The following is a 14,334-nucleotide window of genomic DNA, read 5'->3' on the forward strand; positions in this document are numbered from 1 at the left end:
AACAAAGACCCATCGTGACCGCCACTTCTACAATCTGAACGCGCAACTCAACACGCATGACGACCGGTCACGATGCCGCGGAATCGTCGGTCACGTTCGCCGGAATACGCAGTCAACGCGGCCACGCTAGCAACTGACGCGTTTGGCAATGCGTTGGGCGATACCTTCGATGAACTGCGAGTCCGCAGATCATCGTGGCAGTGGTGGCTGTCGTCGTCGCGTGCTACACGGCTGGCGCAGCATTTTCCTTCATCGGCCCGGCCACGGTTGGCACTACCGGAGGTGTCCTCGCGAAGTTGAGAATTCTGTCAAAAACCAATACTTTTGTTGCCAAATGATGCAGTGACCTGTACTATTTCCCGGGGGCGAGCAGCGGCCCGGAGCGTTCGTGCAATACGAATACAAAACAAAGAATCGAGGAGAGTCTTATGTGCTTGGACTTCCGTCTGCCGTCATCATCCTATCGCCGGCTTGTCGGACGTGAAGGAAGAGGCAACAAGTTTGCCGGCAGTCATCCTGCTAGTGCACATCCCCAACTACCGCCCGGGCAATGGGCTGGACCTTGATTGCTCACACTGCGACGCCGCTTTTCAATGACATGAATATTGGCGGCGTCGATCCATTGCTCTCATGGACCCCGGAGACGCTGCGTGTTTAGCCGCGTGAAGTCAAAACAACGCGTTAAAGACGAGCAACTTCCGCAGTTTCGAATCACAACTCAGAGCGACCGCGCGGCGCTAACTAACTAACTATGAGAGGGTCCCGGAGGGTATGAAGAACTCGATCTTGAGGCGAGCGTCGCTGCTCGCGGGCGTTCTTGCGTCCTTGTTGGCGGCGTGCGGAGGAGGAGGAGGAGGAAGCGGCGGTGCATTCAATCCTGTCGGCTCAGCTGGAACGGCAAGCGGAACATCACAGTCCGTCGCGAGCCTGTCCGGAATTTTGTGTGTGAGGCATAGCATGTCAAAGAGGAGCATGTATGCCAAGCAGGAAGACGACGAAGGCGGCGGCCGCCGCCGCGGCGGCGCTGCCGTCGATTCCCAAAGAACTGATTGACCAGTTCGTGAAGGGGCCCATGAGCGCCGAGGCAGTCCAGGCTGCCTCGATGGCGTTCAAGAAGGCGCTGATCGAGCGTGCCCTGGGCGCGGAGCTGTCGCATCACCTGGGCTACCCGCCAGGTGCAGCGAAGGCCGAAGACGCCAGCAACCACCGCAACGGCGCCAGCGGCAAGACCGTGCTGACCGAGGATGGTCCGCTGCGCATCGAGGTGCCACGCGACCGGGAGGGTTCGTTCGAGCCGGTCCTGATCCCAAAGCACGAGCGGCGCTTCACCGGCTTCGACGACAAGATCGTGGCCATGTACGCCCGGGGCATGACGGTGCGCGAGATCCAGGGTTTCCTCGCCGAGCAATACGGCACCGAGGTCAGCCCCGAGTTCATCAGCTCGGTCACCGACGCCGTGATGGCCGAGGTCGGCGCCTGGCAGTCGCGCCCGCTCGAGCCGATGTACCCGGTGATCTTCTTCGACGCGCTGCGCGTGAAGATCCGCGAAGAGGCCGTGGTGCGCAACAAGGCCATCTACCTGGCCCTGGGCGTGCTGCCCGACGGCACGCGCGACATCCTGGGTCTGTGGATCGAGAACACCGAGGGTGCCAAGTTCTGGATGAAGGTCTTCAACGACCTGAAGACGCGCGGCGTGGGTGACATCCTGATTGCCGTCACCGACGGCCTCAAGGGCATCGGGGAGGCGCTCGGCGCAGTGTTCCCTGCCACCACGCTGCAGACGTGCATCGTGCACTTGATCCGCAACAGCCTGGACTATGCGAGCTGGAAGGACCGCAAGCTGCTCGCCGCAGCACTTCGCCCGGTGTACACGGCGCCCAGCGCCGAGGCCGCCCAAGAGGCGCTGGACGCGTTCGAGCGCAGCCCTTGGGGGCAGAAGTTCCCCACCGTCACGGCGGCGTGGCGCCGTGCCTGGGACCGAGTCATTCCGTTCTTCGCCTTCCCGCCGGCCGTGCGTCGCGTGGTCTACACGACCAATGCCATCGAGAGCGTGCACAGCCGGCTGCGCAAGATCATCAAGACCCGAGGCCACTTCCCGGGCGACGACGCCGCCACCAAGCTCATCTGGCTGGCGCTGCGCAACATCACAGCCGATTGGGGCCGCGCGGCAAAGGAATGGCGAGACGCCATGAACCAGTTCGCGATACTCTACGAAGAGCGATTCACGCAGCCCCTGCACGGTGGCACAAGATCATGAGGTCGAGCATGAGTACATCGCTCAACCGGGGCGCCTCCGGCGGCCTGGCAGGGGCCTTGAAGAGAGAGAAAAAACTAGTCAAACCGAATCAACCAACCGCCTCACACACAGAAATTCGGACACCCCCTCCGTCGCAAATCCGCAGTCAGCGACCAGTCCTCAGACTGGAGTCAATCCGGCTTCGACCGGTGAGGTGCCAACCAACGAGACCCCGCAACCCTCGGTACTCGATAGCGCTTTTTCTACGGTCAACCTCAGGATCACCAAAGCCTACCCAGCCAAGATTGAGCAAACCTTCTACGAAGGCGAACGCCAGCTTCAATATTCACCCAGTTCGTTCAGCCCCTGGCTCGACTTTGAAGGTGATATGTCTCTGATCATTGGTCCCCCGTCGATACCCAAGCTGTACCTGGCTCTTGAAGACCCCGCAGGCAGGCTCTTCAGAAATGAAGTGGTCGAGGCGCTCTGGGGAGGGTCCACCATGCCGCCGCGTGGAACCATGACCAGCAACCTGAAGAAAAACGCCACGCTGATAGAGCCTCCAACGGGAAGATACACAGGAGAAATCCTTCTCTACGCGTGCATGGACGCGCGCTGCAGCGTCCGGTTCGAGAACGCGCCGATCAAGGTGCCCTACGACGTCATCGTCAAGCCGAATACAAGATTCGTCGAGACAGGGACGTCGCAGATCGCCGTGTCCATTCCATTTTCGAGAGCGTCGTCGCAGTTTTCAGTTCAGGTCATCATTCGTGGTGATTCGGTTGCGTGGCCGCCGGATCCCCTGAAGTATGAACTGACCGATCCACGGGTCTTGCCCGATGCGAAAGCCGTGATGGGGCCAGTACCCAACAACAATCTCGGTGTCGGACAGTTGGACGTCACCGTCCCCGGGATGACCCCTGGTGGCACCTACAAGCTGGCCTACCAAATCGGTGGGCGGATCATGACGATCAACTTGGCGGTGGTAGCGAATCCCGCCGAAGCTTACGCTTTCGAGCCCACGAGCATGATTGTCGAGGCGCCCGCCAATCCTGGCGCTGCGGGTGCCTCCTACTCGGAGGTCAAGCGGTTGAAGGTGTCCTATGGTGAGGGCACGATGACCTACGCGGGTGTCGACTTCCTGGACGCGAACGGTACGCCCACCGCGCCTCCGATCAACTTCAGGCCTTCGGGCGCGCAGAGCACCTTCAATGTGAGCGCGGGCAGTTCGGGAGCCATCCTTGGGTCAGAGCTCCCTTTCTCGGTCCTAGCCTGCAACTTTCCGACTGTAGGGGCAGGGGCGGTCTGCATTCCCTTCGGCACCTACCCGGTGCGAATGCGCTTCAACCATGCGGTGAACGGTGTCGTGAAAGAGGTGTACTACCCCATCACGCTGATCGTCAGGCCGTGGTCCGCTTGAGGTGTTGGGCGAGGTCATGGCCAGCGAGAACTCGGGCGCGGGCGGCGGGCGTGGGCGCGGCGGAGCCATTGAATGACCTGCCGGATCACTGCGCGACCCAGTGGTCCATTGAAAGGACGCATTCGACGCTTGGAAGTGGCTGGGTGGACATGGCGGACGCCATGACACACAAAAGGTATCTTTGGTTGTCTACAACAAATGAAATGAGCGGACGCGTATGCGACCGCCATGAGGGGCGAGAGGGTTTATGACAGATTTCCTTACTAGGCGCAGGCCGATGCTCGCAAGCCTGCTGCTGGGCATTGCCATGTCGGGATGTGGAGGAGGAGGCGGCGGCGGCGGGGGCGCTGCCCCGATCTCGATGCCGGCCTCGGGCTCGCCGACCAGCAGCGCCGGCGCCTGGCTCAGCTTCAAACCCGCCATCGTCGATCTCACGGTGTTTCCGCAGACCTCGACGCCTTTCAGCGTCGCCGCGGTGTCGAGCCGATCCATTGCTCAGACCGTCAACATCGCCATCATCGATACCAAGGGCGTTATCACGCCGAACGTGAAAATCAGCGGCGGCGGGCTGCAGTACGTGGCATCGATGAGTACGAACCCCGACCTCGTGCCGGGCAGCTACAGCGGGAGCTTCGAGGTTCGCGTCTGCTACGACGCCAATCCGCTGGTCTGCACGCAGCCCGTGGAGGGCTCGCCTTGGCAGCTGCCCTACAAGATTCGCGTGCTCGATCCCGCGGAGTTCAGCTACGCGAGCTGGGAGGAGGTGCCGATCACGCCCAGCTTCCGTGACAAGCTCTTCACTTCCTCCATGGCGCTGAGCGTGTACGACGGCAAGCCGCTCTTGGTCCTTGCCAACGGCACCACGGGCGTGATGGAAACCTACATCTCCCCCGACTTTGGCACCAAATGGAGCCTGCAGGCCATCCCTGGCCCAACGCCCTTGACCAGCAGATTCGCACTGTCGAGTGACGGTGCTGCGGTGTACCTGAGCGGTGGTTCCTACCCGTACCGGAACCACGTCTGGAAGTTCGACGGCGTCGCCTGGCAGAGGCAGACCGCCAGCGCCGAGTTTCCCGCACGCGAGCGCCACTTGATGGCCAAGGTCGGCACCACGCTCTTCATGGCGGGCGGAAGCAACGGGGGCGTCAGCCCGCTGCGCGACCTGTGGACCTCGACCGACGAGGGCATCACCTGGAGCAAGCGGACCGACAGCCTGCCGGCCGCCCTCGGCGTGGTGACGTGTGCCCTGAACTGGCGCGGCTCGCTGTTGCTGATTGGCGATGCGGTCGCGACCTCCCCGGACGGCGTGCAGTGGACCGTGCAGAGCGGATATCCGGTGAATTTCCCGAAGCGGAGCAGGTACTGCGCGGTGCTGAACGACAAGCTGATCATCGCGACCAACGGGCAGACTCTCACTGAGCTCGGGAGGCCAGTGCAGTCTATGTCGACGACCGATCTCGTGAACTGGCACCTGGAGCCGAACCGTTCCAGGATCAGCGACATCGAGGTGCCGAACATGGTCGCTGTCGATGGACGACTGCTCATGTTCGCGGGGCAGAGCACCTCGGAGCTCACTCTCTACCGCACCGTGCGCTAAGCCGCGGCCTGTAAGACGCGAGGTTTCCCGAAGGACAGCCGATAGCGTGTTGAGGTAGGAGTTCGCCGATGGCAGCGGGCCCGCCTCACGTTCCGTTTGGGTTTGGTCTTGGAGCTTGGCGACGCGAACGATCTTCTCGAACGGTCAGGCGATGCGAACTTGGAATGGTCGATGAACACGGCCGCCCACCGCTTCGGCTACCAGCCCCTCGATGGGCAGTACCTGGCAAGTCCCGGCACCTATGCGGTACCCTCTCGCCCATGTGGAGACGGCGCAACTCGGCCGACGACATGTCATGCGTACCGAGGAGAACGCGAGCGATGGATATTTGGGCAACGGACAAGTTGGTGTTGTTTTTGGTGTTTGTCATTCCTGGCTTTCTCAGCCTGAAGACGTACGCCATGCTCGGGTTGCGTGCGCCGCGGGACTCTTCCCAGCAACTGGTCGACGCGATCGCCTTCAGCTGCATCAACTACGCATTGTTGGCTTGGCCGATTCTCATGGTGGAATCATCAGATTGGCGCAACCAATATCCGCGTGGCTACGTTGCGTTCTATGCCGCTGTCGTCCTCGTCGCCCCGGTGCTGTGGGGCCTTGTCTGGATGTTGCTTCGGAAGACAAACCTAGCGCAGAGGTTCCTTCCCCACCCTCTTGAGAAGCCGTGGGACTTCGTCTTCGGTCAGCGCAGGCACTACTGGATAATCGCGACGCTGCGGGACGGCAGGAAGATCGCCGGCAAGTACGCGGGGGGATCGTTCTCCTCCGCGGCGCCCGCACCCGAGCAGCTATATCTCGAGGAGGCCTGGAAGCTCAATGAGGGTGGCGGCTTCGAGCGGGCTTTGATAGACACAGCCGGGGTGTTGATCCTAGGCCCCGATATTGCATCGATCGAGTTTTTTCATGTCCGAGAAGGAGAAGCGAATGGCGACAAACCATACACCGAAGGCCCCGGAGACTAAGGGCTGGCAACCTCAACCGACCCCGAAGGCCCCGGCCCCGGGTTCCGTGAATGGCGGCTATCAGCCGTCCACGAACAAGACGCCTGTTCAGCCACCGCCGAAACAGATCTAGATCAAGGGGGTCGAATCCGAGCCGCAGTGCTTGCATCTGCGGGCGTCGGCTCGCACTATCTCGCGGCAGTCGGGGTATCGGGTCTCTCCAGCTCCTGGCGCCGTCGGCTGGGCCTGGGCCCCCCGCCGCGCGCCGAGCCGCGGCGGCCGCCTTCGGGTTGCCCATGGCCAGGACCAGGATGCCCATCAGCAAGGGCGAGAACAGCATGGCCAGCATGAACCAGGCCGAAGCCGACCCGATGCTTCACCTTGAACCACTTCCAAAGGAGTTGGAAGAACTCGTCGCTCAAGCCGATGTCGCTGCAGTAGCTTGTTGAAGCGGCGCCTCACCTAAATTGAGGATTCCCCCGCCTCGTGCCCCAAAGCCACTAGTGCCAAGCACACTAGACTTCAGCGCTCCACAAACTCGGACATCAACAAGCATGCAATCACCGATCGACACACAGGCCGTGGCAGACTTCTTGCGCCCCCCAGTTGGGCACTATCCTGGCTTGCTGATCGGGTTCTCTAGCTTCCGCACGCACGTTGAAGCGGTGGGTAACAAGAACCCTTACTTTCCTTGGAAGATCGGTGCGCTGGCGACGAATGGGCTCTCCTTCGAGATTGAGTTCTTGACGGTTCGCCTGCGGGCCATCCTCTCCATTCGGCCATCGGTCGACAACAGGGGAGTGATGACGTTCTATCGCCTTGATGAGTTCGATCTGAAGGCGGCGCAAGCAATCGAAGAACTCGACTTCGAAGCCGAGGACTTCGATACCGGAGTCAAGAAATCATCAGGCGAGACGTTGTACCTCTCGCTCGAACCGCACGCCACCATCCTGCTCGCAACGGTTCTTGCGAAGGTGCTCGGCAAGCCCTTAGTCGGGCAACCTTGAACGCCTGGATCTTCCCCCCTGGCGCAGATCGTCCAGGTGGGCGAAGGCCTGCATCATCTTCCTGCGCAGCGGCAGGTAGGTCGCGAAGTTGTAGGCCGCGCTGACGTTGTCACGCTCCTGGTGGGCCAGCTGCAGTTCGATGTGCGCGTGGTCGAAGCTCTCTCGTGCAGGATCGTCGACGCGATGCCACTTAAGGCAAGGTCAATCGCGCCGACGGCACGATCTTGGCAATGTGCGAGCCCGAGGGCGCCGGTTACGGACAGACCGGTGCGCTGGACCTGCGCGCGCCGCCGCCCTTGTTCGCGCCTCCTGCTTCTGAGCAGGCAGAGTAGGGCAGCACCTCCGGCCGCAAGGCCGAGAGTGGACGAGCACCAGCAGTTCCCACTATCGACAGCCCGACTAGCACTCGCCGGACTGTCAACAGCGGCATGAGCGTGCGTACGCCACAATCAGCATCAGGTTACATAGTCATGGAGGCACTAGAGATGAAGAAGGATGCGCTTTTGGCGCTGATTGCAGAGACCGGGTACAACGTGGGATATGGAGCGAAAAAGCATTTCGCGACGTACGACATCGTTGAAAAACTCCCGGGGTGGGTCGCTTTGTTCTCTGCCGCCGCTGGCATCCTTGCTTTATTCATTCCGTATATGGAGCAGAAATGGATTGCTGCATTTTTTATCGTCATCTCGATCGGAACCGCCGCCATTTTGCTTTACGACAGAGATAAAGCGAAATATGCGGATGCCGGCAGTCAATTGACGGCGAGATTCCATGAATTAAGACTGCTCTACCAAGCGGTGAAAGAGCAGCCTGACGGGGTCGACCTACCTAGCTTTGAAAAGCAGCACAAGGATATTCAAGATCAAGCTCTCCAAATACCAATATCAAAGCAGATTTTCATGAGCGATTGGTATGCGCATTACAAGTTCTTTTGGCAAGGTCAAACCAAATGGATGGATGAGCAAATTCATTTTAAATTGTTCCGCGACAAGATGCCTCTGGGAATGATCGTGGCGCTCTTTGCTGGAGTCTTGGCGCTTATTTGGCTTGCATTTTCTAGCACGCCGATTTTTGTCTCGTCGTTTTGCAAGGCGATTGCATGACCGCTGCACTATTCAGAAAATTCCGCTCAAACATTTCTGTTTCAAATGCAGGCGACATATCCACTTCGTACGCCAGCATCACGACTCGCCTCAACAAGGATTTTTGGGATTTGGAGTCCGACTCGTCGCACCGAAGACAGGTGGGCTCGTATGGACGCGGCACTGCGATCCACGGCATCAGTGACCTCGACATGGTTTTCGAACTCCCGTGGGAGACGTATGAGCGATATAGACGCTATGAGAACAACGGGCCGTCCCAACTTCTCCAGGCTGTGAGGCAGTCGCTTCGAAAGCGATACAGTAGTACCGATATTAAGGGCGATGGCCAAGTCGTCGTGATCACTTTCAAGAACTACGTGGTTGAGGTATTGCCGGCATTTAGAGACGTCGAAGCCGACGGTTACCGCTTCCCAGATTCCAACAATGGTGGCAGTTGGAAAATCTGCAAACCGGTCAAGGAAATGGAAGCCGTCGACGCACGAAGCGTCAAGACGAATAGAAATTACAAGCATGTCTGCAAGATGCTCCGCGCATGGAAAAATGCGCACGGCGTAAACATGGGCGGCCTGTTGTTAGACACACTTGTCTATAATTTTTTCAGCCAAACTTCAACGTATGATGGCGCAACCTACGCCTCTTACGACGAACTGATGGTGTCGGTTTTCAGCTACCTAGGCGGCCTCGAGCATCAAGACTATTGGGCTGCGCCGGGGAGCGGTCAACGAGTTTATGCGAGCGGCAAGTTTCAATCAAAAGCCAAAAAAGCTTCTGTCAAATGCGTCGAGGCAAAGGAAGCGGATCGTGAATCACGGAAGGCCACGCTTTACCGGGAGGTTTTTGGAAGGTCGTTCCCGGCGACCAGCGAAACGGTCGTTAAAGCGGCTCTTGAGTCGGCAGATCGCACCAGGTACACGACCGAAGAGTTCATCGAAGACAAATTCCCGGTCGACATTCGATATGACTTGGACATCGACAGCGAAGTCATGGGAAGTGGCATAGCGGCAGACCGTCTGAGACGGCTTGCCGCCGTTTTTCCATGGCTGCCTGTCGGCCGAAAACTCGAATTTTTCGTGGAGCGGTGTACTGTTCCGAAGCCCTATGACCTGTATTGGAAGGTTCGGAACGTCGGGCCGGAGGCGGACCGACGCGGCATTCGCGGGCAGATTTATCCCGATGGAGGCCGAGAGCGGCAGCAAGAGCGCACGGACTTTCACGGCGACCATTACGTTGAGGCCTATGTGGTGAAGGACGACGTGTGCGTGGCGCGAGATGTCATCGACGTGCGCATCAATGGGTGACGTTGCGCGGCACGGGCGGCGCGCACGGCCGTCGAGCCCTGCCCGCGCGAGGCTCTCCAAGCCGTGATGCATCGAGTTGATAAATGCGCCGCTTCTGCCCTGAGCACGAGCTTTCCATTGCCCACTGCTCTGTCTGAGCCGAGGGCATGGGGACCAGGCACCACGTAAATCACATTCGCGCAACTGTCCACGGGTCTCGGCGGCTGCTCATCCATTGGCGGCTTCTCGGCAGCATCCCTGCCACAGCAGCTACCGTGTCCGACCGGTCGCGCGCGTTCATTGACGACTGGCGCACGAAACGCCATGGCGATTCAGTGTTTGTCGGACATCTAGGGACACATCTGGGCCTCCCCTCACGCATGATCGGTGCCGGCAGGTCTGCCGATGACCCGTAGCGGCAAATCTGGCGGCACCTCGAGGCTGGATTTGTTCGATCCTCGCGCCCTACCAGCGACACGCTAGCTTCCAGCCCTACGTTGGTGGGCACGTTGCCTACGAACGCTCGGGATCCGGGCTCACGCATGTTCCTGGCTGATCGCGCTAGGTTCGTTCGAACGCATTCGATCGAGAGCTTCTCATGATCAGCTTTTGGCATCTTCAGTTTCGGCGTGACCGGCCAATCTGGGCACTTGGTCAGTGCGGACAACACGGATTTGCCTTTCCAGCCCTTTTTCTTGCCGCAGCGCTAGCGTTCGCGCAGCAGCCGGCGGAGTTAGTGTCGCCGCCACAGCCGGCCGAAATTTCGAAGGGTTCACCTGCGCTGGCTCTGCCCGACGGAAAGTCAGCAGCGTCCAGCGGACCGGATCTACAAACCCACCCGAGTCCCGCCGCCGCCGCCAACGCGCAACGCGCCGCGCGCCAACCGGACGGCCCAAGCGCTCTCGAGTGCAAGGATCCTGGCTCCACGGCCGGAGAGCCAGCCAATCGGCCGCAAGGGGCCACCGCGCCGCCGCCTCCCTAGTGCCTATGAGGCGGATCTGCATGACACGTGAAAGGAGAACGCAATGAAACGTCGCAAGCTACTCGTCGTCGGTGCATCGCTGGCATCGTTGCTGGCCCGCGGCGCCTACGCGCAGGACAAGGCCGTCAAGCAGGCCGAGGTCAGGGCAAAGGCCAAGCAGGCGCTCGAGGATTTCTACAAGGCCGATGCCGAGATCAAGAGCGCTGTAGGCAAGGCGCCCGGTTACGCCGTGTTCACGACCTACGGTTTGAGCTTCGGCCTTGGCGGAGCGGGCGGGAAGGGCATAGCGCACGACAGCAAGTCCAAAAAGGACGCGTACATGAACATCGCCCAGGCGAGTGCAGGCCTGCAGATCGGGGCCTCCGACACGCGCTATCTCTTCGTGTTCAAGGATGCCAAGTCGCTGGCCGACTTCATCGACAACGGCTGGGATGCCTCGGCCGGCGCTGCCGCGGGCGCAGGCACCGGCAGGGACGAGGCCAATGTCAAGGCGGGTGCTGTCGCGTTCTCGGGCGGCACGGCTTACGTGCTGACCAAGGCCGGCCTACAGGCGGGGGTGTCCCTCGGAGGATCGAAGGTCTGGAAGGACAAGGACCTGAACTAGGGTTCGGACCTGAATCGCGCCGTGTGCTCGACTGCGCCCAAGGCGCGGCGCGATGTTTTGCGCTCGAACGGAAAGGAGATCACGCTGCGTCCCAAGACCTTCGCGCTCCTGTGTCATTTGGTCGACCAATCCTGGCCACCTGGTGGACAAGGAGGAGTAGCGACGCGAGCTCCGGCTCCCACGCGCCCGCTGATGAACTTCGTACTGGACCTGGAACACCAGGCTGATGAGGTATGACGGCGTGCGCGGACCGCTTTCGTAAGGACGGCTGAAGGTCGAGGACAAGGTCCTGCGCCGTCATGGGACCGGTCCACTTCTGGGCACATCAAGTTCCGTACGGCTTGCGTTCGGCCAAGGCCCCGCAGGCACGGCACGGTCGAAGTCGAGCACTTTGGTCACCGCCATCGCTGGATTCGGATCTGGTTCTAGTAATTCCGGGCGTCGCTGTTTTTTTCTTTCATACATATCATGTATGATGTGCTACACGTATTATACATCACTTTCGATAATCTATTATTATCGCAAGTAAAAGACAGCGAGGAAAGCCGGCATGACCCTGAAAAGTTCGAGCAACAACAACATCCATCCAATTCGCAGCGGCCGTGGGATCCAGGAGGCGCAAGTCTGGGAAGCGGCCGACTGGCTGCTGCAGGAAGGCCTGCGCCCGACGATCGAGCGCGTCCGCCAGAAGATCGGCAGCGGCTCGCCCAACACCGTGAGCCCGATGCTGGAGCGCTGGTTCGCCACGCTCGGCAAGCGCCTGGACGGTCATGGCGCCGACCTGGCCGACGGCGAGGCGCACCAGCTCCCCCTGGCCGTCGTCCAGTCGGCGAAGTTGTTCTGGGATGCCGCCCGCCGCGAGGCCGACCAGGTGCAGGTCCAGAAGACCGAGGCGGCCCGGCGCGAAATCGAACTGCAGCGCACCGCTCTGGCCCAGAAGGAAGCGGACCTGCAGCAGCGCGAGACCTCCTTCGAGCAGGCCCGGGTGGCGCTCGATGAGGCCCTGGCGTCCTCGCGCCAGGCGGTCACGGCCATGGAGGCGCAGATGCACACGCAGCAGCAGGAATCCGCTCGCCTTCTCAGCGACGCCGAAGCCGAGGTGCGGCGCCTGCGCAAGGCGTTCGACGAGGCCGTGGCCAGCAAGGAAGCCCTGCGGGAGAAGGCATCAATGGAACTAGGCGCGGCGCAGCGTGACGCCAGGGAGGCCGAGCAACGCCATGTCGCCCACGAGCGCCGGCTCCTTGCCGACGTCGATCGCGAGCGGGTGGCCGCGCGCCAGGCCGCCGCAGATCTTGCGAAGGAGCAGAAGGCCCGCGCGGCGGACCTCGACACAGCACGCGCCGCGCAGGAGGCGGCACAGCAGGTGCTTCTGGCCGAGAAGGCCGCGCACCGCGATGCGGCCGCCGTGTGGTCCCGCCAACAGCAGGAGGGCCAGGTCGAACTTGCGACCCTGCGCGAGCGCGCCGCCGGGGCAGAGCAGCGGGCCGCCGACCTCGCCGCGCAGCTGGAGCGCCAGCAGGGGCAGGCCGAGCGGGAGATCTCACAATTGCGCGACAGCCAGGCAGCTACGGCAGCAGCGCTGCGCCAGCTCGAGGCGCGCAGCACCGACGCTGGGGGTGCAAAGCCTCCGACGGGCCGCGCAGCAGCGAAGGGCAAAAAGACGACTTAGCCCGAGAGCCCTGGGGTCGTATGTTTTCACATACGGTATGTTTTGCCAGGCCATGGCGAGCAACTGCCGGCGAAGACAGGGCGACGCTTTGCCGAACGCCCGGCATGACGGCAAATCCCCTCCAGAGCCTCTATTCACAGTTCGAAGACCTATAGGACCGGTTGATGAGAGAACATGGCCTGATGCCAATTGCCGCCCTCCACTCCCCTCCACTTATGCAGGCAGCGCCCTACACTGCATCGCGTGCTCCCACACCTCTCACTGAAAAGTCATGTCAACCGCACAACTCGATCTCGATTCAGCAACGCAAGCCGCCTCGCAAAAGTTGCTGATGGAAGCAGGCTATGAGCCGAAAGATGACTGGCTCTACATTGACGATCTGGTTGACCAGATCCGCAGTACCAACGCTGGGCAAGCTGATCTGCTTCAGCAAGTCGACCACTACTTGGCAACGACGGCAGCGCCCTCGCGCAGGGCCTTCAAGATCTTCTGTCGAACGCTCTACCAACAGGACGCCGATAGGCAGCGCGCCGAAAAGCTCGCAGAGGGAATGGCCCGCGTCTATGCGAGCGCGGGCGTTGCTGAGCCCGATGCCGGACACAAGGCACTAGCGCTGCGCATTTCCGAGTTGGAGCTAGCAGTGCAGGGCTATGCTGCGCGCTTGCGCAAAGCTGAGGAGGCTGCTGCAGATTCGGCGGCGAAAGAAAAGTCGTCTGGCACCTTGCCCTTCCTCGCGGGCGTCATGATTGGAGGGACACTGTTTTGACGGCCCCGGGGCGGCGCGGTCGCCCCACATGTCGCCCGCCGCCTAAGGCTCCGGCGAGGCGAGAGCCTGGATGCTCCGGATGATCAGCGTGCCAAGCTGGCGCGTATTGAACGGGTTGCCCCTCTGGTTGAGCAACCCAACATTGAGCCGCACGGCCAATTCGCGCAGCACCGGCTTGGCCGGCACCTGGGGCTCGCCATCACGCAGGACCTCGATGGGTCCGCTTTCGAGCTCGCGCACCAGCACCCCGTCAAGGGTCGCCTCCGAAGCGAGGGGTGACGTCTCCCGCGGCGCAGCGCGATTGGGCGCAAGGCGTCGCAACGGGATGTTCAGCCGGCCAGACCCGCGATCCTCAGTCATGAGCTGGCGCGCATCGGCGATCGGCTTGTCCAACAAGGTCTCGACCTGCATCTCCTCCGTGTTGATCCGCAGGACAAACACCCGATCGACCTGGTCGAGCGTATTTGGATTGAACGAGATAGATCCATCGAGCCCACTCTGAGCGGTCGTCTTGACAGAAATCCGTTCATTGATCGCGCTCACGACGTCGTAACCGCGTTGGTTCACCTGCGTGGCCATCTGCCCGTTGGTGATCATCGCGACGTAGAGCTCCCCAATGCGCCCGCACAGGTGCCGAACCTCCGTCGGGGCAACTCCCCAGGAGATCTCCCTCTCGAGCCAGGACATTGCCTCGCCCAAGGACTGGATCAGCTGCATCTGCGACATCGCCACGAT

The 14,334-nt window shown here is 61.1% G+C and carries 12 protein-coding genes; 11 read left to right on the plus strand and 1 reads right to left on the minus strand.

Annotated elements, in window-relative coordinates; all coding sequences use genetic code 11:
* Positions 1-976 precede the first annotated feature (976 nt).
* From QZH52_RS28865 to QZH52_RS28920, 11 genes are all read left to right on the plus strand, one after another.
* Positions 977-2,257, plus strand: coding sequence for an IS256 family transposase (locus QZH52_RS28865; RefSeq protein WP_301814313.1), 1,281 nt, complete (start codon positions 977-979; stop codon positions 2,255-2,257).
* A gap of 193 nt (positions 2,258-2,450) precedes the next feature.
* The gene (locus QZH52_RS28870) at positions 2,451-3,656 is read left to right on the plus strand and encodes a hypothetical protein (protein WP_301814314.1); all 1,206 of its coding nucleotides are present in this window, start codon (positions 2,451-2,453) and stop codon (positions 3,654-3,656) included.
* A gap of 361 nt (positions 3,657-4,017) precedes the next feature.
* On the plus strand, positions 4,018-5,253 hold the full coding sequence (locus tag QZH52_RS28875; protein ID WP_301814315.1) for a DUF6242 domain-containing protein: 1,236 nt from the start codon (positions 4,018-4,020) through the stop codon (positions 5,251-5,253).
* 320 nt (positions 5,254-5,573) lie between these two features.
* On the plus strand, positions 5,574-6,212 hold the full coding sequence (locus QZH52_RS28880; RefSeq protein WP_301814316.1) for a DUF6338 family protein: 639 nt from the start codon (positions 5,574-5,576) through the stop codon (positions 6,210-6,212).
* Positions 6,213-6,502: 290 nt separating this feature from the next.
* Positions 6,503-6,640: a hypothetical protein gene (locus tag QZH52_RS28885; protein WP_301814317.1), complete on the plus strand. Its 138-nt coding sequence runs from the start codon at positions 6,503-6,505 to the stop codon at positions 6,638-6,640.
* A gap of 105 nt (positions 6,641-6,745) precedes the next feature.
* Positions 6,746-7,198 (plus strand): hypothetical protein, encoded by a 453-nt coding sequence (locus QZH52_RS28890; protein WP_301814318.1) that lies wholly within the window; start codon positions 6,746-6,748, stop codon positions 7,196-7,198.
* A gap of 485 nt (positions 7,199-7,683) precedes the next feature.
* The gene (locus QZH52_RS28900) at positions 7,684-8,301 is read left to right on the plus strand and encodes an SLATT domain-containing protein (protein ID WP_301814319.1); all 618 of its coding nucleotides are present in this window, start codon (positions 7,684-7,686) and stop codon (positions 8,299-8,301) included.
* Positions 8,298-9,599, plus strand: coding sequence for an SMODS domain-containing nucleotidyltransferase (locus tag QZH52_RS28905; protein ID WP_301814320.1), 1,302 nt, complete (start codon positions 8,298-8,300; stop codon positions 9,597-9,599). The genes QZH52_RS28900 and QZH52_RS28905 overlap by 4 nt, the downstream gene beginning before the upstream one ends.
* Before the next feature lie 1,004 nt (positions 9,600-10,603).
* A complete protein-coding gene (locus tag QZH52_RS28910) occupies positions 10,604-11,164 on the plus strand; it encodes a lipid-binding SYLF domain-containing protein (protein WP_301814321.1) in 561 nt (186 codons plus the stop codon).
* Positions 11,165-11,714: 550 nt separating this feature from the next.
* Positions 11,715-12,833 (plus strand): DNA-binding protein, encoded by a 1,119-nt coding sequence (locus QZH52_RS28915; protein WP_301814322.1) that lies wholly within the window; start codon positions 11,715-11,717, stop codon positions 12,831-12,833.
* A gap of 271 nt (positions 12,834-13,104) precedes the next feature.
* Positions 13,105-13,599, plus strand: coding sequence for a hypothetical protein (locus QZH52_RS28920; RefSeq protein WP_301814323.1), 495 nt, complete (start codon positions 13,105-13,107; stop codon positions 13,597-13,599).
* A gap of 42 nt (positions 13,600-13,641) precedes the next feature.
* On the opposite strand, the gene QZH52_RS28925 is transcribed toward QZH52_RS28920, so the two are convergent.
* Positions 13,642-14,325, minus strand: a complete 684-nt coding sequence (locus QZH52_RS28925; protein ID WP_436411644.1) for a DUF6998 domain-containing protein — start codon at positions 14,323-14,325, stop codon at positions 13,642-13,644.
* Between the last annotated feature and the right edge of the window lie 9 nt (positions 14,326-14,334).

Source organism: Variovorax ginsengisoli (assembly GCF_030486595.1).
Lineage (GTDB): Bacteria > Pseudomonadota > Gammaproteobacteria > Burkholderiales > Burkholderiaceae_C > Variovorax > Variovorax ginsengisoli_B.